At 71.0% G+C, this 20972-nt stretch carries 21 protein-coding genes; 9 read left to right on the top strand and 12 right to left on the bottom strand.

The annotated features are described in order from the left end of the window. The first annotated feature begins 30 nt into the window (after nucleotides 1–30). On the top strand, nucleotides 31–1338 hold the full coding sequence (locus ACI3KX_RS01085; RefSeq protein WP_308869903.1) for a DUF4032 domain-containing protein: 1308 nt from the start codon (nucleotides 31–33) through the stop codon (nucleotides 1336–1338). A 66-nt stretch (nucleotides 1339–1404) separates the two neighbouring features. Here the strand turns inward: ACI3KX_RS01085 and ACI3KX_RS01090 are convergent, their stop codons facing one another. The 3 genes from ACI3KX_RS01090 to cysS all read right to left on the bottom strand — a co-directional run bounded on the left by ACI3KX_RS01090 (nucleotide 1405) and on the right by cysS (nucleotide 4629). Next, a complete protein-coding gene (locus tag ACI3KX_RS01090) occupies nucleotides 1405–2046 on the bottom strand; it encodes an NAD(P)H-binding protein (RefSeq protein WP_349428173.1) in 642 nt (213 codons plus the stop codon). Between the two features lie 102 nt (nucleotides 2047–2148). Further along, complete coding sequence (rlmB, locus tag ACI3KX_RS01095; protein ID WP_349428174.1) at nucleotides 2149–3141, bottom strand: 23S rRNA (guanosine(2251)-2'-O)-methyltransferase RlmB; 993 nt, start codon at nucleotides 3139–3141, stop codon at nucleotides 2149–2151. Nucleotides 3142–3171: 30 nt separating this feature from the next. Then, nucleotides 3172–4629, bottom strand: coding sequence for a cysteine--tRNA ligase (gene cysS / locus ACI3KX_RS01100; RefSeq protein WP_404907189.1), 1458 nt, complete (start codon nucleotides 4627–4629; stop codon nucleotides 3172–3174). 92 nt (nucleotides 4630–4721) lie between these two features. On the opposite strand from cysS, the gene ACI3KX_RS01105 reads away from it, so the two are divergent. Both ACI3KX_RS01105 and ACI3KX_RS01110 read left to right on the top strand, forming a co-directional pair. Continuing rightward, a complete protein-coding gene (locus tag ACI3KX_RS01105; RefSeq protein WP_404907191.1) occupies nucleotides 4722–5672 on the top strand; it encodes a DMT family transporter in 951 nt (316 codons plus the stop codon). A gap of 55 nt (nucleotides 5673–5727) precedes the next feature. Then, nucleotides 5728–6201 carry a GNAT family N-acetyltransferase gene (locus ACI3KX_RS01110; protein WP_404907193.1) on the top strand — a complete coding sequence of 158 codons (474 nt, stop codon included), beginning with the start codon at nucleotides 5728–5730 and terminating at the stop codon, nucleotides 6199–6201. Nucleotides 6202–6269: 68 nt separating this feature from the next. On the opposite strand, the gene ispD is transcribed toward ACI3KX_RS01110, so the two are convergent. Together ispD and ACI3KX_RS01120 are read right to left on the bottom strand one after the other, a co-directional pair. Then, complete coding sequence (gene ispD, locus ACI3KX_RS01115) at nucleotides 6270–7472, bottom strand: 2-C-methyl-D-erythritol 4-phosphate cytidylyltransferase (protein ID WP_404907195.1); 1203 nt, start codon at nucleotides 7470–7472, stop codon at nucleotides 6270–6272. 115 nt (nucleotides 7473–7587) lie between these two features. Next, nucleotides 7588–8070 (bottom strand): CarD family transcriptional regulator, encoded by a 483-nt coding sequence (locus ACI3KX_RS01120; RefSeq protein ID WP_045298114.1) that lies wholly within the window; start codon nucleotides 8068–8070, stop codon nucleotides 7588–7590. Nucleotides 8071–8246: 176 nt separating this feature from the next. Between ACI3KX_RS01120 and ACI3KX_RS01125 the strand changes: the two genes are divergently transcribed. After that, nucleotides 8247–8777 (top strand): DNA modification methylase, encoded by a 531-nt coding sequence (locus ACI3KX_RS01125; protein ID WP_363353400.1) that lies wholly within the window; start codon nucleotides 8247–8249, stop codon nucleotides 8775–8777. Nucleotides 8778–8846: 69 nt separating this feature from the next. On the opposite strand, the gene ACI3KX_RS01130 is transcribed toward ACI3KX_RS01125, so the two are convergent. Next, nucleotides 8847–9530, bottom strand: a complete 684-nt coding sequence (locus ACI3KX_RS01130) for a response regulator transcription factor (protein WP_308869912.1) — start codon at nucleotides 9528–9530, stop codon at nucleotides 8847–8849. Beyond that, the gene (locus ACI3KX_RS01135) at nucleotides 9527–10846 is read right to left on the bottom strand and encodes a sensor histidine kinase (protein ID WP_404907198.1); all 1320 of its coding nucleotides are present in this window, start codon (nucleotides 10844–10846) and stop codon (nucleotides 9527–9529) included. Before ACI3KX_RS01135 ends, ACI3KX_RS01130 begins: the two co-directional genes overlap by 4 nt. A 171-nt stretch (nucleotides 10847–11017) precedes the next feature. On the opposite strand from ACI3KX_RS01135, the gene phoU reads away from it, so the two are divergent. Then, nucleotides 11018–11695 carry a phosphate signaling complex protein PhoU gene (phoU, locus tag ACI3KX_RS01140; RefSeq protein WP_308869915.1) on the top strand — a complete coding sequence of 226 codons (678 nt, stop codon included), beginning with the start codon at nucleotides 11018–11020 and terminating at the stop codon, nucleotides 11693–11695. Nucleotides 11696–11774: 79 nt separating this feature from the next. On the opposite strand, the gene ACI3KX_RS01145 is transcribed toward phoU, so the two are convergent. Then, complete coding sequence (locus ACI3KX_RS01145; protein WP_404907200.1) at nucleotides 11775–12524, bottom strand: phosphoglyceromutase; 750 nt, start codon at nucleotides 12522–12524, stop codon at nucleotides 11775–11777. 99 nt (nucleotides 12525–12623) lie between these two features. On the opposite strand from ACI3KX_RS01145, the gene ACI3KX_RS01150 reads away from it, so the two are divergent. Continuing rightward, nucleotides 12624–13442, top strand: coding sequence for a class I SAM-dependent methyltransferase (locus ACI3KX_RS01150; RefSeq protein WP_363353405.1), 819 nt, complete (start codon nucleotides 12624–12626; stop codon nucleotides 13440–13442). A 10-nt stretch (nucleotides 13443–13452) separates the two neighbouring features. Here ACI3KX_RS01150 and ACI3KX_RS01155 read toward each other — a convergent pair whose 3' ends face one another. The 4 genes from ACI3KX_RS01155 to ACI3KX_RS01170 form a co-directional block, all read right to left on the bottom strand. Further along, nucleotides 13453–14565: an FUSC family protein gene (locus tag ACI3KX_RS01155; protein WP_404907201.1), complete on the bottom strand. Its 1113-nt coding sequence runs from the start codon at nucleotides 14563–14565 to the stop codon at nucleotides 13453–13455. A gap of 11 nt (nucleotides 14566–14576) precedes the next feature. Then, nucleotides 14577–15683 (bottom strand): glycine cleavage T C-terminal barrel domain-containing protein, encoded by a 1107-nt coding sequence (locus tag ACI3KX_RS01160; RefSeq protein WP_363353407.1) that lies wholly within the window; start codon nucleotides 15681–15683, stop codon nucleotides 14577–14579. A gap of 40 nt (nucleotides 15684–15723) precedes the next feature. Further along, a complete protein-coding gene (locus ACI3KX_RS01165; RefSeq protein WP_404907203.1) occupies nucleotides 15724–16326 on the bottom strand; it encodes an FABP family protein in 603 nt (200 codons plus the stop codon). Nucleotides 16327–16461: 135 nt separating this feature from the next. Beyond that, complete coding sequence (locus ACI3KX_RS01170) at nucleotides 16462–16752, bottom strand: hypothetical protein (protein WP_349428188.1); 291 nt, start codon at nucleotides 16750–16752, stop codon at nucleotides 16462–16464. Nucleotides 16753–16889: 137 nt separating this feature from the next. On the opposite strand from ACI3KX_RS01170, the gene ACI3KX_RS01175 reads away from it, so the two are divergent. The 3 genes from ACI3KX_RS01175 to ACI3KX_RS01185 all read left to right on the top strand — a co-directional run bounded on the left by ACI3KX_RS01175 (nucleotide 16890) and on the right by ACI3KX_RS01185 (nucleotide 20759). Continuing rightward, a complete protein-coding gene (locus tag ACI3KX_RS01175) occupies nucleotides 16890–17588 on the top strand; it encodes a response regulator transcription factor (protein ID WP_159842741.1) in 699 nt (232 codons plus the stop codon). 73 nt (nucleotides 17589–17661) lie between these two features. Beyond that, on the top strand, nucleotides 17662–19824 hold the full coding sequence (locus tag ACI3KX_RS01180; protein WP_404907205.1) for an RNA degradosome polyphosphate kinase: 2163 nt from the start codon (nucleotides 17662–17664) through the stop codon (nucleotides 19822–19824). Beyond that, nucleotides 19821–20759 carry an NUDIX domain-containing protein gene (locus ACI3KX_RS01185; RefSeq protein WP_363353412.1) on the top strand — a complete coding sequence of 313 codons (939 nt, stop codon included), beginning with the start codon at nucleotides 19821–19823 and terminating at the stop codon, nucleotides 20757–20759. The genes ACI3KX_RS01180 and ACI3KX_RS01185 overlap by 4 nt, the downstream gene beginning before the upstream one ends. The last annotated feature ends 213 nt before the right edge of the window (nucleotides 20760–20972 follow it).

Below are 20972 nucleotides of genomic sequence, written 5' to 3' on the forward strand. Positions count from 1 at the left end.
CGCGCCGTCGCTGTCTTCTCCGGAGGGAACGTGCCTGACGCCCTGAACATCACGGCCAGCAGCGTGGATCCCGGGCTGCTGACGCTGCCCTGGTCGACACCGCTCGGCGACTGGCCGTCGCAGCACATCGTGTTCCTCCCGAAGGGCATCTCACGCCACCTGGTGCGTTTCGCCAATCTCTCGGGCCGCGTCGTCGCCATCAAGGAGACGACGCAGGCGATGGCGCAGCGCGAGTACGACATGCTCGGCAACCTCGCGCGTCTGGACGTCCCCTGCGTCGAGCGGGTCGCGGTGATCGCCGGACGCACGGATGCCGCGGGCGAGCCGCTGCCGGCCGCGCTGGTGACCGCGCACCTGAAGTTCTCACTCCCCTACCGGGCCCTGTTCACGCAGGTGCTGCGGCCCGACACCGCCACGCGCCTCGTGGATGCGCTCGCCCTGCTGCTGGTGCGTCTGCACAACGTCGGCTTCTTCTGGGGCGACGTCTCGCTGTCGAACACGCTGTTCCGCCGCGACGCCGGCGCCTTCGCCGCCTACCTCGTCGACGCCGAGACGGGCGAGCTGCACGAGAGCGGTCTGACGCCCGGTCAGCGCGCGCACGACCTCGACGTGGCCCGCACGAACATCGCGGGCGAGATCATGGATCTCGAGGCGGGCGGGCGCCTCGAGGGCGGCGTCGACGCCATCGCGGTCGCCGACGGCATCGTGTCGGCGTACCACGCGCTGTGGGCGGCGCTCACCGACGAGGAGAGCTTCCGCGCCGACGAGGCCTGGCGCCTGACCGAGCGCGTGCAGCGGCTCAACGACCTCGGGTTCGACATCGGCGAGATGTCGATCCAGGCCACGGCCGACGGCGCCAGGGTCTCGATCCAGCCCAAGGTCGTCGACGCGGGACACCACCAGCGGCGGCTGCTGCGCCTGACAGGCCTCGACGTCGAGGAGAACCAGGCCCGCCGCCTGCTCAACGACCTCGACGAGTTCCGCGCGCGCATCTCGCGCCTGGGCGACGACGAGGAGATGGTCGCCCACGAGTGGCTCACGCGCGTCTTCGAGCCGGTCGTCAAGGCGATCCCGTGGGATCTGCGGTCCAAGCTCGAGCCCGCCGAGGTGTTCCACCAGCTGCTCGAGCACCGCTGGTATCTGTCGCAGGCCAAGGGGAAGTCGGTGCCTCTCGCCGAGTCGCTCACGAGCTACATCGACAACGTGCTGCGTCACCGCCGCGACGAGGCGACGCTGATGGGCCCGCCGACAGAGACGGTGTCGCTGTCGGTCATCACGTCGCCGACCCCCGTCGTGGACGACGACGAGGCCGACATCGACTGGCGCGACCTGGTCTGACGCGCCCCAGAACAGCGCGAGAGGCAGGTCCCGCCGAGCGGCGACCTGCCTCTTAGCGATCCGGGCTCAGTAGCCGACGGTGAACCGCTTGCGGGGATGCTGCGGCTTCTCGATCTCGTCGACGATGGCGACCGCGAGGTCTTCGCCCGAGATGTACGACTCTCCCTCGGCGTCGGTCACGATGACGTCGCCGCCGGTGCGGTACGAGCCGGTGCGCTCGCCGGGGTTGTAGGCGCCGAACCCGCCGGCGGGGTGGATGTAGAACCAGTCGAGCGACTCCGGCCCCGCCTGCAGGTCTTCGAGGATGCCGATCGCCTCGAGGGCCTCGGCCTTGTACTCCTCGCTGAACGACGGCAGGTCCACGACCCGCTGCCCGTCCTCGGTGACCAGGCTGCCGCCGGCGCCGCCGATGACGCCCAGCCGGACGCCCTCGGGCAGGAGCGAGGCGAGCGCGGCGATGTTCGGGCGCACGAGACCCTGCATGTCGCCGCGCGGCGCGACGGCCGACACGACGACGTCGACGCCCTCGAGCTGGGCGAGCAGGTCGGGCACGTCCGTGAGCGAGCCCTCGATGTACACCGCGCCCGGCTGGCGCTCGCTCGGGACGCGGCGCGCGATCGCAAGGACGCTGTGGCCGCGATTCACCGCCTCGGCGACGATGTGTCGTCCGGCGTAGCCGGAGCCTCCGATGACGGCGATGCGTGCCATGTCGTGCCTTTCGATCTGTCGTACCGCCGAACGCTCGCCGGCTCTGGGTGAGACAAGCGCGTCACGGGGCGGTTCATTCCACTGAATGCGTCATGCGGCGACTCAGGCGGGCGGAGCCGTCCGGAGAGTCGCGACCTGATAGAGGGCGACGGATGCCGCGATGCCCGCGTTGAGCGACTCGGTGCTCGACGAGATCGGGATCGAGACGATCTGGTCGCACGTCTCGGTGACCAGCCGCGAGAGGCCCTTGCCCTCGGAGCCGACGACGATCACGACCGGGCGATCGGCGAGCTGGAGTTCGGGGAGGGAGACCTCTCCCCCGCCGTCGAGCCCGAGCACGAACACGCCCTGCTTCTTGAAGTCCTTGAGCATCGCGGTGAGGTTGGCGGCGATCGCGACGGGGATGCGTGCCGCCGCGCCGGCGCTCGTCTTCCAGGCGGCCGAGTTGACGCTCGCCGAGCGTCGCTGCGGCACGATGACGGCGTGGCCGCCGAACGCCGCGGTCGAACGCAGGATGGCCCCGAGGTTGCGGGGGTCGGTGATGCCATCGAGGGCGACGAACAGCGGCGTCTGGCCCTTCTCGATGACCTGCTCCAGCAGGTCCTGCGGGTGGGCGTACTCGTACGGCGGCACCTTGAGGGCGACGCCCTGGTGCACACCGTCGAAGCCGGCCATGCGGTCCAGCTCGGGCCGCGTGACCTCGAGCACCGGGATCTCCCGGTGAGTGGCGATCGCCAGCATCTCCTTGACGCGGTCGTCCATCTCGACGCGCTGCGCGATGTAGAACGCGGTCGCCGGGATCTTCGCCCGCAGCGCCTCGAGCACCGAGTTGCGCCCGGTGACGGTCTCGGTGTCATCGTCCTTCTTGCCGGGCCGTGACGACCGGGGAGCCGGCTGCCCGGGCTTGCCGGTGCCGCCCGCGGCGGCGTACCGCTCGGCGGCCGCCTTGCGCTTGCCGGCGGGGTGCCACGCGCGGTCCTCGGCCTTGGGCGTCGGCCCCCGGCCGGCGAGCGACCGCTTGTTCTTGCCGCCCGTGCCCTTGGTGGGGCCCTTCTTGTTGCCCTTGCTCGCGCCGGGGCGTCCTGGCTTGGCCATCAGTTCTCCTTCATGCGGGGCGCCGCCCCGTCAGTTTCTCTCCGCGGGGCGAGGCGTGTCGGCGACACTCCAATGCGTCCCGTCGGGTCCGTCTTCGAGGGCGATGCCGGCCGCCGCGATCGCATCGCGGATGCGGTCGGCCGCCGCCCAGTCCTTCGCCGCGCGCGCGTCGGCGCGCTGCGCGATCATCGTCTGCACGAGGGCGTCGAGAGCGGCTGCCTCGGCTGAGACGTCCGTCGAGCGCCAGTGCGGGTCGAGGGGGTCGATGCCGAGCACTCCGGTCATCACGGCGACGTCGGCGAACGCGCGCAGCGCGCCGTCGCGGTCGCCGGCGTCCAGCGCCGTGTTGCCGTCGCGCACGGCCTCGTGCAGCACGGCGAGCGCCTGGGGCACGCCGAGGTCGTCGTCGAGCGCTGCCGCGAACGCGGCCGGGACGGCGGCATCCACCCGCACGTCCTCGGTGCCCCGAAGCGTCCGGATCGCGCGCTCGAGGAACGTGCGGATGCGGTCGAGCGCCGCCTCGGCCTCGTCGAACGTCGAGCCGGTGATGTCGAGGCTCGAGCGATAGTGCGCCGCGGCGAGCGCGTAGCGCACGACGAGCGGGTCGCGTTCGCGCAGCAGGTCCTCGGCGAGGACGAAGTTGAACAGCGACTTCGACATCTTCTGCGCGCCGACGGTCACGAGTCCGTTGTGCACCCAGTACCGCGCGAAGCCGTCGCCGGCGGCCGTCGACTGGGCCAGCTCGTTCTCATGGTGCGGGAAGCGCAGGTCGAGGCCGCCGCCGTGGATGTCGAACTCGCTGCCGAGGTAGCGCCGCGCCATCGCCGAGCACTCGATGTGCCAGCCGGGGCGTCCGGCACCCCAGGGCGAGTCCCACGTCGCCGATGCGGGCTCGTCGGCCTTGGCGCCCTTCCACAGCGCGAAGTCCCGGGGGTCGCGCTTGCCGCGCGGGTCCGCGTCCGCGGCGGGCTCCATCGCGTCGAGGCTCTGCCGTGTGAGCGAGCCGTACGAATCCCATGACCGGACGTCGAAGTACACGTCGCCGGCGGCATCCGCGGCCTCCGAGCCTGTCGAAGGCGCGGCGTAGGCGTGCCCCGCGTCGATCAGCCGCGCGATCAGCTCCTGCATCTGCGGGATCGAGGCGGTCGCGCGCGGCTCGTATGTGGGAGGGAGGATGCCGATGGCCGTGTAGGCGCGCGTGAACTCCAGCTCCATGCGGTAGGCGAGCGCCCACCACGGCTCGCCGTCGCTCGCGTTCGCGAGCACCTTGTCGTCGATGTCGGTCACGTTGCGGACGAACGTGACGCGGCCGTAGCGGTGGGTGAGCCAGCGCCGCAGGATGTCGAAGCTCAACGCGCCGCGGAGATGCCCGATGTGGGGGCCCGACTGCACGGTCGGACCGCAGACGTAGATCGTGACGTTTCCGGTGTCGAGGGGCACGAAGTCGCGCAGGGTCTGCGCCTTGGTGTCATACAACTGAACCGTCACCGCACCAGCCTACCGGCGGGTGCCACAGCGACCCCTGGGAGCCCGGTGGGGCCATGTCGGTCGGAGGACGCCGATGCGGATATAAACGGAGGGTGCATGTCCTCGCCGTCCTCGCCGCCGCAGTGCTGTTCGGCACGACCGGGACATCGCAGGCCCTCGGCCCCGACGGCACGACCCCGCTGTCGATCGGTGTCATGCGCATGGTCATCGGCGGCGCCGGTCTGGCCCTCATCGCGTTCGCCCTCGCCGCCCGCCACGCCCGCCAGCGTCCGGACGCCGCGGCTAAGAGCCTCCGGTCGCTGAGCCCCTCGAAGGGCGGCATCCGCCCGCTCGCTCTCATGGTGCTCACCGGCGTCTGCATCTCGGTGTACCAGCCCCTCTTCTTCCTCGGCACCGGCCGCAACGGCGTGGCGGTCGGCACCGTCGTCGCGCTCGGCTCCGCCCCGATCCTCGCGGGGCTCCTGGAGTGGGCGCTCACGCGACGGATGCCGAGCTCGACGTGGATGGCGGCGACCGCCCTCGCGACGATCGGCGTCGTGCTGCTGGGCTTCGGCGGCGAAGCGGGCTCCGCGGGCGGGACCGATCCCCTCGGGCTCCTCGGCTCCGTGGGCGCCGGCGCGTCGTTCGCGGTGATCGCCAACGCGCAGCGCCGACTGCTCGACGACGGCTGGGATCCGTTCACCGTCGTAGGCGCCATGGGGGCGAGCGCGGCGCTCATCTGCGCCTGCGCACTGCCCTTCGTCGACCTGACCTGGCTGGGAACGCCGACCGGCGTCACGATGGCGCTGTGGCTGGGCCTCGCGACGATCGCGATCGCCTACGTCCTGTTCACGTGGGGCTTGAGCGGGCTGACCGCCGCCACCGCGGCGACCCTCACCCTGGGCGAACCGCTGACCGCGAGCGTGCTCGGGATCGTCGTGCTGGGCGAGCGGCTCTCGGCGCTCGCGATCATCGGCCTGGTCGTGCTCGCCGCGGGCCTGGCTCTGCTCGCCTGGGGTTCGCGGGCGCCGCGCGACCCCGCGCCGTTCGCGGTCGAGGCCTGACAGCCCGGGCGCTTGAAACACGCCGGCAACAGCGGCGTGGCACACTGGGCGCGACATGCAGCGCACCATCGAGATCCGCACCGACGACCTGAGCGGCGAGGCCACACGGCGTCTCATCGCTTTCCACCTGGCAGGCATGCATGACACCTCTCCGGCGGAGAGCGTGCATGCGCTCGACATCGACGCGCTGCGGCATCCGTCGCTCTCCGTGTGGTCGGCGTGGATAGACGGCGAGCTCGCGGGTGTCGGTGCGCTCAAAGAGATGGATGCCGACCGCGGCGAGATCAAGTCGATGCGGGTCGACGACCGGTTCCGCGGCAGCGGCGTCGGGCGGGCGGTGCTGCGCCACATCGTCGACGAGGCACGGCGGCGAGGCATGTCGAGCCTGTGGCTCGAGACCGGCACGACCGCCGACTTCGCACCGGCGCAGCGCCTGTACGAGAGCGAAGGCTTCGAGGTGTGCGGGCCGTTCGAGGGCTACGCGCTCGATCCGTTCTCGATCTTCATGACGCGTGCTCTCAGCGCCTGATCCCGTTCACTTGCGCTGAACGTACGCATTCTGCGCCCGGCGGCGTACATCCAGCGCAAGTGAACTGGTCAGGCGGGGAGCACGAGGGCGACGGCGAAGACCGACACGCCTTCGGTGCGCCCGGTGAACCCGAGTCCGTCGGTGGTCGTCGCCGAGACCGCCACCGGTGCTCCGCCGAGGGCGGCCGCGAGCACCCGCTCGGCCTCGGCACGGCGGCTCGAGAAGCGGGGGCGGTTCGCCTGCACCTGCACCGACACATTGCCCACGCGCCACCCCGCCTCGCCGAGGAGGGCGACCGTGCGGCTGAGGAAGACGTCCGCGTGCGCGCCCGCGTACTCCGGATGATCGGTGCCGAAGTGCGTGCCGATGTCGCCCAGGCCGGCGGCGGAGAGCAGCGCGTCGACGATGGCATGGGCCACGGCATCCCCATCGGAGTGTCCCGACAGCGGCGTCTCGCCGGGCCATTCGAGGCCGGCGAGCCACAGCGTGCCGTCGCCGCCGAACGCGTGCACGTCCGTGCCGACGCCGACGCGAGGGATCGGATGCGGGTTCTCCAGGTGCCCGGCAGCATGCGGGGCGGGCCGGGCGAGCAGATGGCGGGCACGGTCGAGGTCGGCGGCGGTCGTGATCTTGAAGGCGAGCGGATGCCCCGGCACGGCCGCAACGGCATGACCGGCCTCGGCGACCAGAGCGGCGTCGTCCGTGAAGTCGGCACTGGCCGCGGCATATGCCGCGTCGAGCACGTCACGGCGGAAGCCCTGCGGAGTCTGCGCGGCGGCGAGCTCGGACCGGTCGACGACGGCGACGATCTCGTCCGCGACGACGCGCTTGATGGTGTCGATGACAGGGAGCACCGGGATCGCGCCGGACGCCCCGGCGTCGATGGCGGCGACGACGCGTTCGAACACCTCGGGCGGGGTCAGCGCCCGCGCCGCGTCGTGCACGAGGACGATCTCGACGTCGGCCCAGAGGGCGGCGAGTCCGGCGGCCACGGAACCCTGGCGGGTCTCGCCACCGGGGACCACGGACACGAGGTCACGACGATCCCCTGCGGTCGCGAGCGCCTCGCTCCACGCATCGCCCTCGCGCCCGTCGGGGGCCACGATCACGACCTGCGCCGCCGGGGCGGCGAACACGCCCTCGAGCGCGTGGCGCAGGATGCTGCCGCCGTCGATGCCGACGAAGGCCTTCGGCGCACCCGCTCCGAGGCGGGTGCCGGAACCTGCGGCCACGACGACGATGCCGATGCGCGGCACGGGGGTGATCCTCACCCGATCACGCTATCGCGATCGGCCTCGGGCGCCGCCTCGGGCGCGGCGCCGGGCGCCGGCGAACAGTCGGCGCACACAGCAGAACGGCGCCCCGCGGGGCGCCGTTCTGGGAGTCTCAGCTCGCGAGGACCTCGTCGAGGAGGACGCTCGCCTTCTCCTCGTCCGTCTTCTCGGCGAGGGCCAGCTCGGAGATCAGGATCTGCTTCGCCTTGGCGAGCATGCGCTTCTCCCCGGCCGACAGGCCGCGGTCCTGGTCGCGGCGCCAGAGGTCGCGCACGACCTCGCTGACCTTGATGACGTCACCGGAGGCGAGCTTCTCGAGGTTGGCCTTGTAGCGGCGCGACCAGTTGGTCGGCTCCTCTGTGAAGGGAGCGCGCAGCACCTCGAAGACCTTGTCGAGACCCTCCTTGCCGATGACATCTCGGACGCCGACCAGGTCGACGTTCTCTGCGGGGACTTCGATGATGAGATCACCCTGCGTGACGTTGAGCTTCAGATACTTCTTCGTCTCGCCCTTGATGATCCGGTCTTTGACCTCGATGATCGTTGCCGCCCCGTGGTGGGGGTAGACGACCGTCTCGCCAACCTCAAAAAGCATGGAGTTATGTCCTTTCGGCAACCTCCAGGATACCACAGGAGAAATACGCTAAGGTTCTCCGCCCCACCGGCCGGGCGGTGGCACATCCCCGCCGGGCATCGGCCGCGGAGGTGCTCCGCGCGCTCGGCGGCGAGCCCCTAGAATGCTGGAGAACCGTCATCCGTCTAGGAGGATCCGTGATCTCGATACACCGCCGCAGCGGTTCTACGCGCGGACGATCCGCGGCGGCCCCCGGCACCCGCAATCGCCGGCTGATCGCGTCGCTGGCCGTCGGCGGCGCCCTCGTCCTCACCGCCACCGGGTGCAGCATGATCTCGCCCCAGGCGACCACGATCGCCTACTCGGCCGCCGAGGGCACGAACGTCCACGGCTCCGGCCCCCTCGAGGTGCGCAACGCCCTCATCGTGGCGAACGAGGACGGCTCCGAGGGCAACTTCGTCGCCGCGATCATCAACCGCACCGACGACTCGCAGACCCTCAACGTCGAGATCGGCGAGGACGGCGTCGCCCTGACGGTGCGCGTCCCCGCCAACACGACGGTGAGCCTCGGCTCCGAAGAGGACGAGCCGCTGCTGATCGAAGAGCTCGACGCGCTGCCCGGCACCGACGTCACAGCCTTCTTCCAGTCCGGCGATGCCGAGGGCACGCTGGTCTCCGTGCCGGTTCTCGACGGCTCGCTCGACTACCTCTCCGCGCTCGCCCCCTGAGCGGACGCGTCGCACGCACGACGAAGAGGGCGCCCCGGTCGGGGCGCCCTCTTCGTTCGTCTGCCGCGCTCAGCCCTCGAAGCGGTAGCCCAGGCCGCGGACGGTGACCAGCATCTCGGGGGATCCCGGGTTCCTCTCGATGCGCGAGCGGATCCGCTTGATGTGCACGTCGAGCGTCTTGGTGTCGCCGAAGTAGTCGCTCCCCCACACCCGGTCGATGAGCTGCCCACGGGTGAGCACCCGGCCGGCGTTTCGCATGAGCACCTCGAGCAGCTCGAATTCCTTGAGCGGCATGTTGATCTCGCCACCCTCGACCGCCACGGTGTGCCGGTCGATGTCGAGCACCACCCGCCCGCCCTCGAGCACGCGATCCTCGAGGTCGGCGTCGATCTGAGAGAAGCGCCGCAGCACGGCACGCATGCGCGCCAGCAGCTCACGGGCCGAGTAGGGCTTGGTGACGTAGTCGTCCGCGCCGAGCTCGAGCCCCACGACGATGTCGACCTCGGAGTCCTTGGCCGTCAGCATGATGATCGGCACCGCCGAGGTGGTCCGGATCTGCCGGCACACCTCGGTCCCCGGCATCCCGGGCAGCATGAGGTCGAGCAGCACGATATCGGCGCCGCGCTCCCGGAACGAGGCGAGGGCAGCAGGGCCGTCCTCGGCGATCTCGACGTCGTACCCCTCGCGGCGCAGGAGGTAGGCGAGCGGGTCGGCGAGATCGGGCTCGTCCTCGACGATCAAGACGCGGGTCATGCGGGGTCTCCATTCCTGCCGGAGGCGAGGTTCTTGCCGGCAGCAGGGCCGACGATGGTTCGGGGGGCGGTCGCGCCACCGGCGGCGGAGGTCGCACCGACGGCGGGGCCGGCGGCCCCTGCGGAGGTCCCGGCCGGCCGCTTCTTCTTACGCCCGCGCTTGGGTGCCGGGTCGATGTCAGGGGCATCGATCTGCGGCAGCCGGATGGTGAACGTCGACCCGCGGCCAGGGCGCGACCACAGCCGCACCTCGCCGCCGTGCCGCTGGACCGCATGCTTGACGATGGAGAGCCCGAGGCCGCTGCCGCCGGTGCGGCGCGCTCGGGCCGGATCGGCGCGGTAGAAGCGCTCGAAGACGCGGTCCTGCTCGCCCTCGGCGATGCCGATCCCACGGTCGGTCACGGTGATCTCGACGACGCGGTCCGCGGCCTTGATGCCGACCCCCACGCTCGAGCCGCGGGGCGAGTACGCGATGGCGTTCGCGATGAGGTTGCCGACGGCCTCGCTCAGGATCTGCGCGTCGCCGTGGACGTAGAGGCCGCGGGCGCCGCCGCGCACCACCTCGACGCCGGCCGAATCGGCCTGAATGGCGTGCGCGTCCAACGCGGAGGCGATGACCTCGTCGACCGAGACGTCCCGCTGCGGCAGCTCGTCGGATGCCTGCAGTCGCGAGAGGTTCATGATGCGCGACGTGAGCAGTGCGAGCCGGTTCGCCTCGGCCTGCAGCCGCGTCGCGAAGATCCGGACCTGCGGCGGGTCATCGGATGCCGACTCGATGGCTTCGGCGAGCAGGCTCACCGCGCCCACCGGCGTCTTGAGCTCGTGGCTCGTGTTGGCGACGAAGTCGCGGCGCATCTCTTCGACGCGCTCGCGTTCGGTGATGTCGCGGAGCACGAACAGGGTCAGTCGCGGCGAGATCCGCGACGCCCGGACCACCACGAGACGAGGCTCCGCCGGCGGGGCGCCCCGGCGCATGCGCATGGTCTCGGTCGCACTGGTCTCGGTCGCGACCGCGTCGCTCGTGCGCACACGGCGCACCAGGGCGCGCAGCTCGTCGTTCGGGAGCGTGCCGCCCTCCACGAGGTCGAAGGCGGCGGCGGCCGCCGACGCCGCCAGGACCGTGAACGACGCGTCGACCACGAGCGCGGCATCATCCATGCCGTGGAGCACGCCGCGGACGCCGTCGGGAATCTCTACAGACATCTCCGCGTGCGCACGATCGCGCGCCCGCATCGCCGCGACGACGACGGCGGAGATCGAACCGCCGATGATGATCCCCGCGAGGAGGGCGAGCAGCGCGAGCTGCGTCGTGTCCATGCGACCAGCGTAGAGCCACGCTCACGGTGGGGTTTGACGCGAACGGGAAGGACTCCGCATCGGCCGGGTACTGTTCACCGCGGAGGCACCATCCGTTAACCTTCCCTGGCGACAATCGGCGGGGCGCGGGGCCGAGCCTCATCCCCCGAAACCCATGAAAGGTGCGTCGGAATGCGCGAAGTCTTCCACCAGTCCCTCGAGGACGTGCAGGGGCGTCTCGTCGAGATCGCCGAACTCGTCACGGTCGCCATCGACAAGGCGACGCGCGCGTTCGGCACGAGCGACGTCGCCCTGGCGGAGGAGGTCATCGAGGCCGACGCGGTCATCGACGAGAAGGCCGTCGAGCTCGACGAGCTCGCGATCGAGATCCTCGCGCGTCAGCAGCCGGTGGCCCGCGACCTGCGCATCGTCGTGAGCGCGCTGCGCATGAGCGCATCGCTCGAGCGGATGGGTGACATCGCCGAGCACATCGCGCAGCTCACCCGCATGCGCTTCCCCGAGCGAGCCATCCCCAAGGGGCTGAAGTCGACCTTCCTGAAGATGGGCGAGCTCGACGTCGAGGCGGCGCGCCAGCTGACCGAGCTGCTGCGCACCCAGGACGGCGACCTCATCGACGAGATCCGCAACGCCGACGACAAGCTCGACGAGCTGCACGTGTCGGTGTTCGAGAAGGTGCTGAGCGACAGCTGGCAGGGCGACCCGTCGGCCACCGTCGACGCGACGCTCGCCAGCCGCTACCACGAGCGCTTCGGCGACCACGCCGTCTCGGTGGCGAAGAAGGTCGCCTACCTGTCGACGGGCGACTGGACGACGAGCACCGACACCATCGACGTGGTGACCCCGCAGTAGCCCAGACGCTACCGCCACGCGGAACAGCAAGCGCGGATGCCTCGGGGGGAGGCATCCGCGCTTCTCTGCGCGTCTGGGGTCAGGCCTTGCCCTGGTTGGCGACCGCGGCGGCCCCGGCGGCGGCGGCCTCGGGGTCGAGGTACTCCCTCGGGCTGAGCGGCTCGAGGTTCTCGTCGAGGCGGTACACCAGCGGGATGCCGGTGGGGATGTTGAGCTCCGAGATGTCGGCGTCGCTGATGCCGTCGAGGTGCTTGACCAGCCCGCGCAGGGAGTTGCCGTGCGCCGTCACGAGGACGGTCTTGCCGGCCTTGAGGTCGGGGACGATGTCGCTGTGCCAGTACGGCAGCATGCGGTCGATCACGATCTTCAGCGACTCGGTGTCGGGCACCTCGCCGTCGATGCCCACGTAGCGCGGGTCGCCGACCTGGCTGTACTGGTCGTCGGCAGCCAGCGGCGGCGGCGGCACGTCGAACGAGCGGCGCCACAGCATGAACTGCTCGTTGCCGAACTCCTCGAGGGTCTGCGCCTTGTCCTTGCCCTGGAGAGCGCCGTAGTGCCGCTCGTTCAGGCGCCAGGAGCGCTTCACCGGGATCCAGAGGCGGTCGGCCGCGTCGAGGGCGATGTCGGCGGTCTGGATGGCGCGGCTCAGCACCGAGGTGTGCAGGACGTCGGGCAGGATGCCGGACTCGGCGAGCATCTCGCCGCCGCGCGCGGCCTCGGCCTTGCCCTGGTCGGTGAGGCGGACGTCGACCCAGCCCGTGAACTGGTTGGTCTTGTTCCACTCGCTCTGGCCGTGACGGAGGAGGATCAGCGTATAGGGCGCGGTCATGCGCCCCATGATATCCGGGCGATGCCGCCCGCCCCGGCGCTGTGTCGGCGGGCGGGACCCGTCAGCTCGACCGGGGAGACGGCCTGGCATCATGGGGGGATGGTGCGGGGACCGGTCGGGCAGATCACGCGCGGCACGACCGGGACCAATCGGCTGCGCCGCGTGGATCGCTGGATCGCGCGGCAGCCCGCTCTCCGCCGGGCCGCGGATCCGCTCGTGGTCGATCTCGGCTACGGCGCGAGCGGCGTCACCGCGCTGGAGCTGCACTCCCGGCTCGCGCGCGTCCGCCCGGACGTCGAGGTGCTGGGTCTCGAGATCGATCCGGCGCGTGTGACGCGCGCCCGCGCGCAGCTCGAGCAGGTGCGCAGCGGCGGCACCTCGTTCGCACGGGATGCGCGGGTCTCGTTCGCGCGCGGCGGGTTCGAGGTGCCCGTGGCCGGCGGCCGCCGGCCGGCCGTCGTGCGGGCATTCAACGTCCTGCGCCAGTACGACGAGGCCGAGGTCGCCGAGGCCTGGGGGACGATGGCCGCGCGTCTCGCCTCCGACGGGCTTCTCGTCGAAGGCACCTGCGACGAGATCGGGCGGATCGCGACCTGGGCCGCGATCGGCCCCGACGCGGCACCGCGGACCCTCACGGTGTCACTGCGGCTGGCCGGGCTGCAGCATCCGTCCGTCGCCGCGGAGCGGCTTCCGAAAGCCCTCATCCACCGGAACGTCCCCGGCGAGCGCGTGCACGCGTTCCTGGCCGCCCTCGACGCCGAGTGGGAGCGCGCGGCGAGCGTCTCGCCGTTCGGGCCGGTGCATCGCTGGCGCACGTCGCTTTCCGCGCTCGTCGAGGGCGGATGGCCGGTCCTCGAGCGGTCGCGGTGGCGCCTGGGTGAGGTCACCGTCCCCTGGGAGGCCGTCGCGCCGCGCTGACCCCTGCTCCTCACACCCGCGGCAGCAGGGCGCGCGCCTCGGCCGACGGCATGCCGGTGGCGGTGAGCAGGTCGACCGCGAGAGGGCGCAGCGCCGTGATGAGGTACTGCTCGCCCTGCGAGCCGTCGGGCAGGATCTGCGCCGGGTCGAGACGGGTCGCCACCGCCCGCACCGCCTCCTGGGCCGCGGGCTGGAACGAGATGTCGTCGAGGCTCTCGCCGACGAGGGCGGCGCCTCGCATCAGCTCGGCCAGGAGCTCCGCCGGCACCGGACGGCGCTGGCCGTCGTCGCACAGGTACACCGCCCGGCGGGCGACCACGCGAAGATTGCGCGTGGCGAAGTCCATGGCCTGCAGCACCGTCTGGTGGCGCCGCAGCTCGGCGCGCTGGGGACGCAGCCACGGCGAGAATCCGGCCACCGCGAGTCCCGACTCCAGCGACGCGCGCCATTCGTCGATCCGGGGGCCGATCGCCCGCGCCTTCTCGAGCCCTCGTGTCGCCCGCAGCGCATCGCCGCGGCGGAGCGCCTGCACGATGGTGCGCGCGGCGGCATCGGCCGCCGCGAACACGGCGTGTCCGTCTCTCGCCTCTTCGCTACGGGGGTTGCGCGGGATGAGCGCGGTCACGACGAGGGCGGCCACACCGCCCACGATCCCGTCGATGAGCCGGGAGAAGGGCTGCGATGCCGGCAGCGACATCACGATCGACGCCTGGATCCCGGCCATGATCGCGAACGGCGGATACGGCGACAGGAACCGGGCGACGAGCAGCGTGACACCCAGCGCGAGCGCGAGCTGCCACCACCCCGGCCCGACGACCACGACGAAGCCCTCGGCGACGAGGATGCCCACCAGCATCCCGACGACGGTCTCCAGCACGCGGCGAGGACGGGCGTCGCGCACGAGGCCGAGGCTCGAGATCGTGACGGTCGCCGCGAGCAGCGGCGCCGGATGCCCCACCACGTAGTGCGCGAAGGCCCACGCTGCGGTCGCGGCCACCGTGATCTGCACGATCGCGATCGCGGATCCGCGGACGCGCGCCAGCTGCGGCCGCAGATCGAGCCGGGCGCGCCAGCCCGTGGGCACGGTCTGGGTGATCGCGGCGGTGTCGCCGTCGCCGCTCACCGCCGCCGCTCCTACTGCGCTGCCGCGCGCCGCGACAGCCGGGTGATCCGGGGGACGTTCGCCGTGGCGCCGGCATCGGGCGGCACGACGACCTCTTGCGCCGCGGCGATGCGGCCGTCGGCGGTATCCACCGTGAGCGGCGCGTCGACCGGAGTGGTGCGGCGCACGACCGCCAGGGCGATGGGCCCCTCCTCGTAGTGAAGCGCCGCGGACGTCACGATGCCGACCGCGTCGTCGCCCACCCGCACCGCAGCACCGTGCTCGGGCAGGACGCTGTCCGAGCCGTCGAGCTGCAGGGCGACGAGCCGTCGCGGCGGGTGGCCGAGATTGTGCACCTTCGCGATGGTCTCCTGGCCGCGGTAGCACCCCTTGTCGAGGTGGACGGCGGTGCGCAGCCAGTCGAGCTCGTGCGGCAGAGCGCGCTCGTCGACATCAGCGGTCCACCGGGGGCGCCATGCCGCGACGCGGAGCGCGTCGACCGCTGCGAGCCCGGCGAGCTCGAGATCACCGGCGGCCGCGGCATCCGCAATCCGCTGCTCCTCGTCACGCGTCACGATCGCCTCGGCCCAGTCGCGATCGGCACCGGGATGCGGGTCGACCGGGGCGTACGCGTGCCCGCCGGGCGTGACGGACGGCCACGGGTCGCGCCACACGACGGGCATGCCCGACGGCGCGGCGGGCGAGATGCGCTCGAGCGCCGCGGCGGTGCCGCCGACCACCGCGTACTCGTCGTCGGCGATGCGCGGGTCGACGCGCAGCCGGAAGCGCATCTTGCGCAGCCAGTCGAAGAGGCCGTCGACATCAGCGCGATCGGCGATCAGCCACGTGGTCTCGCCGTCATCGAGGACGGATGCCGCATGCTCGACGTGTCCTTGCGGATCGAGGATGAGAAGCTCCGTGCTCACGCCGGGCTGAAGGCGCGCCAGCGCCTGCGACGACAGCGAGTCGAGCCAGGTCAGCCGGTCCTCGCCGGGAACCGCGATGACCGCGCGGTCGCGGCGCGGCGCGATCGCGGCGCCGGCGGCGAGACGACGCTGCTCGACGAGGGGGCTGCCCACGTGCTGCAGGCCGGCGTCGTCGACGACGGCGCCGGGGACGGCGGCGAACGGGTCAGTCATCGATCACTCTGCTCACTTCGAGACGTGTTCATTCCAGCGCTCATTCCAGCTTCGCGAGGCGGGCTGAGGCATGCGCGCCGAGTTCGAAGCCGAGTGCGGCGATGTCCCACGCCCACAGCAGGTGGCCGTCGACGAGGCCGAACATGCGGGTCGCCGCGGCGTAGGCCTTGGCGCTCGCCGGACGCACCACGGCGTCCGTGGCGATGTCGATGCGGGGGCCTTTGATCTGGCCGAGGTACAGCTCGCTCACGCCGTCGGCGTGCACGAGGGCCACCTCGAGGTCGAACCCGCCGTCGCTGTTGCGCAGCCCCTCGATGTCGTCGGCGGTGCGGGTGACCGGAGCCGAGACGGCGGGAAGCAGGCCGGGTCCGGCGTCCGCGTCGGTCGCAGAGAGGGTGAGACGCCAGTAGCCGAGCTCGGCCACCAGTCGCGTGCGCGCCTCGGGATCGTCGGCGTCGTGCAGCCATGCCTCGGCGGAGTAGTTCAGGTAGTCGCCGCCGTCGTGGCTGAAGCTCACGCGGTGCGTGAACTCGCCCGTGTAGGCGTGGTCACCGTAGTCGATGACGCCGGTTCCCTCCCACACGCCGATGAGCCACGACAGCGGGACGAGCTCTGCGGGAAGGTCGGTCGGAATCTCGAGCACGACGCGACCCGTCAGCGCTGGCCGCGGTACAGGTTCTTGACGACGACCGCGGAGACGAAGACGATCGCGAGCGACGCCAGACCGAGCAGGCCCACGAAGAACAGTTCGAGCGCGACGAGATCCATGAGACCGAGTCTAGCCGGGAACGAGGGCGGCCAGACCGAAGCCGAGACTGATGACCCCCATCACCAGCGCCGCACCGAGGACGCTCGCCGCCACCCGCTCGGTGAACCCCTGGGAGCGGCCCGACCAGAGCTGGGTGGCGAACGCGACGATGAGGCATCCGCCCAAGCCGACGCCCAGCCAGGCCGCGCGCCAGTCCGGCGTCGCGAAGACGCCGACGACGATCGCGATCAGCGCCGCCAGCACCCACACGGCGACGATGCCCCCGAAGGTGCGACGAGGGGCGAGTTCAGGCACGGCCACGCCTCCATCATCGCCCATCGGGTCGCTCGGCGCACGCGTCCAGACGGCGTCCACGAAGTCATGAGAGCGAACCGCAACCCGGCCACGCCCTACACTGGGGTTCGCGGCGCGCCCCCACGCGCCGGGAAGGCGATCCATTGGCACAGCTCCTGGTTCTCAGTTCCACTCACGGAGGCGGCCCCGTGCTGCCCTCGCTCGAGTTGCTGAGCCACCGCGTGCGCCTGATCCCCGCCGAGCCCGCCCAGCTGGTCAACGCCCCCAGCGCCGACATCATCTTCGTCGACGCCCGTGTGGACCTCGTCGGAGCGAAGTCGCTGTGCAAGATCCTCAACACGACGGGTCTGGATGCGCCGCTCCTGCTGATCGTCACGGAGGGCGGTCTCACCGCCGTCTCGCCGGACTGGGGCGTCGACGACGTGATCCTCTTCACCGCGGGCCCGGCCGAGGTGGACGCGCGCATCCGGCTGGCGGTCGGACGCCAGTCGGCCGAGCAGGTGTCGACCCGCATCCAGACGTCGGGCATCACGATCGACGAGTCGTCGTACTCCGCGAAGGTGCACGGCCGGCCGCTCGACCTCACCTACAAGGAGTTCCAGCTCCTGCACTTCTTCGCCACGCACCCGTCACGGGTGTTCACGCGCGAGCAGCTGCTGAGCGAGGTCTGGGGCTACGACTACTTCGGCGGCACCCGCACGGTGGACGTGCATGTCCGGCGGCTGCGGGCCAAGCTCGGCGACATGGAGCAGCTCATCGGCACCGTCCGCAACGTGGGCTACCGCTTCAACGTGTACGAGGACGAGCCCGAGCCCGCTCCTCGCGAGCGCACCGAGGCGTAGGCGACCGGGCTCGACCCGCGGCATCCGTCACCCCGTTCACACTCTCGTCACGTGACCCTGCAATGATGAGGGGATGATCGAACCCGAGGTGCTCGACGCCGGCCTGGGCGATGCGGACGACGACGACTTCGACCTCTCGGAGGTCTTCGACTCGCAGCTTCCCGACCATCGCTACCTGGACCGCGAGCTCAGCTGGCTCGCCTTCAACCAGCGCGTGCTCGAACTCGCCGAGGATCCGAACCTGCCCACGCTGGAGCGGGCGAACTTCCTGGCGATCTTCGCGAACAACCTCGACGAGTTCTTCATGGTGCGCGTCGCGGGCCTCAAGCGCCGCATCGTCACCGGTCTGGCGCTCCCGACGAACATCGGCCGCTCCCCCGCGGACGTCCTCGCCGACATCTCGGCGGAGGTGCGCCGCCTGCAGCTGCGTCACGCCGAGGCGTGGACGTCGCTCGTCAAACCGGCGCTCGCCGACGCCGGCATCCAGATCGTCTCGTACGACACCCTCGACGAGGACGAACGCGCACGGCTCTACGACTACTTCCAGGCGCAGGTCTTCCCCGTCCTGATGCCACTCGCGGTCGACCCCGCACACCCGTTCCCCTACATCTCCGGGCTGTCGCTGAACCTCGCGATCCGCATCCGCAGCGCCCGCACCGGTCGTCAGGAGTTCGCGCGTCTGAAGGTGCCGCCGATGCTCCCCCGGTTCGTCGAGCTGCCCGCCGCCGCGGGCACGGTGCGCTACCTGCCGCTCGAAGACCTCATCTCCAACCACCTCGACGATCTGTTCCCGGGCATGGAGGTGCTGGACCACCACGCGTTCCGCCTCACACGCAACGAGGACGTCGCGATCGAGGAGGACGAGACCGAGAACCTCATCCAGGCGCTCGAGGCGGAGCTGCTGCGGCGCCGCTTCGGCCCGCCGATCCGGCTCGAGATCACGGACGACATGGACGACGTGACGCTCGACCTCCTCGTCAAGGAGCTCGACGTCACCGAGCAGGAGGTCTACCGCCTCCCCGGTCCGCTCGACCTGCGCGGCCTGTTCGATCTGCGCATCGATCGCCCGGACCTGCGCTTCACGCCGCATCTGCCGACGACCGCGGTCGCCTTCCAGCCCGGCGACAACAACGAGCGGCCCGACATCTTCGCGTCCATCCGCAAGGGCGACGTGCTCGTGCACCACCCCTACGAGTCCTTCGCGACCAGCGTGCAGGCCTTCCTCGAGCAGGCGGCGAAGGACCCCCACGTCCTCGCCATCAAGCAGACCCTCTACCGCACGTCGGGTGACAGCCCCATCGTGGAGGCGCTCATCGACGCCGCCGAGGCCGGCAAGCAGGTCCTGGCCCTCGTCGAGATCAAGGCGCGCTTCGACGAGGCGAACAACATCGTCTGGGCGCGCAAGCTCGAGAAGGCGGGCGTCCACGTCGTGTACGGCCTGGTGGGCCTGAAGACCCACTGCAAGCTGGCGCTCGTGATCCGCGAGGAGAACGGCGTGCTGCGCAGCTACAGCCACGTCGGCACCGGCAACTACAACCCGAAGACCAGCCGCGTCTACGAGGACTTCGGCCTGTTCACGGCTGACGACGTCGTGGGCCGCGACCTCACCCGCCTCTTCAACGAGCTGAGCGGCTACGCGATCGAGAAGAAGTTCAAGCGCCTCCTGGTCGCACCGCTCCACCTGCGCAAGGGCCTGCTGCGCCTCATCGACAAGGAGCGCCGCAATGCGCTCGCCGGCAAGTCCGCGAGTGTACGCATCAAGGTCAACTCCATGGTCGACGAACAGATCATCGACGCGTTGTACCGGGCCAGCCAGGCCGGCGTGAAGGTCGAGGTGTGGGTGCGGGGCATCTGCTCGCTGAAACCGGGCGTGGTGGGCATGAGCGAGAACATCACCGTTCGCTCCATCCTCGGCCGCTACCTGGAGCACTCGCGCATCTTCGCGTTCCACAACGATGGCGACCCGGTGGTGTACATCGGCAGCGCCGACATGATGCACCGCAACCTCGACCGCCGGGTCGAGGCGCTCGTGCGCGTGTCGATGCCCGCCCACGTCAAGGAGCTCAACGACCTCTTCACGCTGTCCATGAGCGACACCACCAGCTCGTGGCATCTGGGACCCGACGGCGAATGGGTGCGCCACAACGTCGGCGAGGACGGCAAGCTGCTCCTGGACCTCCAGGACCGGACCATGATCAACGTGCAGCGCCGCCGGCGGGCACGGGCGGTGCGATGACCGAGACGGCCGTCTACGCGGCCGGGGGCGTCGTCTGGCGTGTCGTCGACGGCAAGCTGCGCGTGCTCCTGATCCACCGCACGAAGTATCGCGATGTGACGCTGCCCAAGGGCAAGGTCGACCCCGGCGAGATGCTCGCCGAGACCGCCGTCCGCGAGATCCACGAAGAGACGGGCATCCGTGTCGCTCTCGGCGTGCCCGTCGGCGTCTCGCGCTACCGGCTGCCCAGCAAGCGCACCAAGATCGTGCACTACTGGGCGGCGGAGGCGACGGAGACGGCGATCCGCACCTCCGCGTTCGTCCCGAACAAGGAGATCGCCGCGATCGAGTGGGTCTCGCCGAAGAAGGCCCTCCGCCGGCTCAGCTATCCCGTCGACGCCGAGATCCTGGAGTACTTCGTCCGGCTGATCGACGAGGGCGTGCTGCGCACCTTCCCCATCGTCGCGCTGCGGCACGCCAAGGCGGTCGCCCGCGAGGAGTGGGACGGCAGCGATGCCGCGCGTCCGCTCGCGGCGCGCGGCCGCAAGCAGGCGAACTCGATCGTCGGCCCGCTGGTCGCGTTCGGCGTCCGCAAGATCGTGTCGAGCCCGGCGGTGCGCTGCGTCAAGACGGTTGCGCCGCTGTCGGCCGCTCTCGGTCGCAAGATCGACACCACCGGGTTGATCGGCCAGGACGCGTGGGAGGAAGGCACCTCCGACGCGCGCACCGTCGTCGGCGAACGCGTCCGCGCCCGCAAGCCCTCCGTGCTGTGCAGCCATGGGCCGGTGCTGCCCGACATCCTCAGTGAGCTCGCACTCGCGACGGGAACACTGCGCGGGTCGTACCTCGGCAGCGCGTCGGCGCTCGAGCCGGCGGCGTTCTCGGTCGTGCACATGTCGGTGGACAATCCCGGCTCGGGCATCGTCGCCATCGAGACCCACATCCCGAAGGTCTGACCCGCGCGCCCCAGCCGGGCGAGTGAACAGCAGCCACCGGATGCCGCGGATTCCCGCGGCGGGACGCCGTGCGACCTCGATGCCGGCGCATGGATGTCGGCATCCCGTTCACCTTCCGTTCACCCGCGCAGCGCACTCTCTTAAGAGTCCGAGCCTACGTTTCAGAACGAACCCCGCACCGGGTTCGAACCCGAAGGCCTTCCCGGGCCTCTT

Origin of the sequence: Microbacterium sp. ZW CA_36, assembly GCF_044987475.1 — a bacterium.
Taxonomy (GTDB): Bacteria; Actinomycetota; Actinomycetes; order Actinomycetales; family Microbacteriaceae; genus Microbacterium.

Bases quoted from the DNA above. Each gene is read 5' to 3' on its own strand.
- ACI3KX_RS01090 (WP_349428173.1), bottom strand. From the start codon at position 2,046: ATGGCACGCATCGCCGTCATCGGAGGCTCCGGCTACGCCGGACGACAC.
- rlmB (WP_349428174.1), bottom strand. From the start codon at position 3,141: ATGGCCAAGCCAGGACGCCCCGGCGCGAGCAAGGGCAACAAGAAGGGC.
- ACI3KX_RS01110 (WP_404907193.1), top strand. From the start codon at position 5,728: ATGCAGCGCACCATCGAGATCCGCACCGACGACCTGAGCGGCGAGGCC.
- ACI3KX_RS01120 (WP_045298114.1), bottom strand. From the start codon at position 8,070: ATGCTTTTTGAGGTTGGCGAGACGGTCGTCTACCCCCACCACGGGGCG.
- ACI3KX_RS01130 (WP_308869912.1), bottom strand. From the start codon at position 9,530: ATGACCCGCGTCTTGATCGTCGAGGACGAGCCCGATCTCGCCGACCCG.
- ACI3KX_RS01135 (WP_404907198.1), bottom strand. From the start codon at position 10,846: ATGGACACGACGCAGCTCGCGCTGCTCGCCCTCCTCGCGGGGATCATC.
- phoU (WP_308869915.1), top strand. From the start codon at position 11,018: ATGCGCGAAGTCTTCCACCAGTCCCTCGAGGACGTGCAGGGGCGTCTC.
- ACI3KX_RS01145 (WP_404907200.1), bottom strand. From the start codon at position 12,524: ATGACCGCGCCCTATACGCTGATCCTCCTCCGTCACGGCCAGAGCGAG.
- ACI3KX_RS01150 (WP_363353405.1), top strand. From the start codon at position 12,624: ATGGTGCGGGGACCGGTCGGGCAGATCACGCGCGGCACGACCGGGACC.
- ACI3KX_RS01160 (WP_363353407.1), bottom strand. From the start codon at position 15,683: ATGACTGACCCGTTCGCCGCCGTCCCCGGCGCCGTCGTCGACGACGCC.
- ACI3KX_RS01180 (WP_404907205.1), top strand. From the start codon at position 17,662: ATGATCGAACCCGAGGTGCTCGACGCCGGCCTGGGCGATGCGGACGAC.
- ACI3KX_RS01185 (WP_363353412.1), top strand. From the start codon at position 19,821: ATGACCGAGACGGCCGTCTACGCGGCCGGGGGCGTCGTCTGGCGTGTC.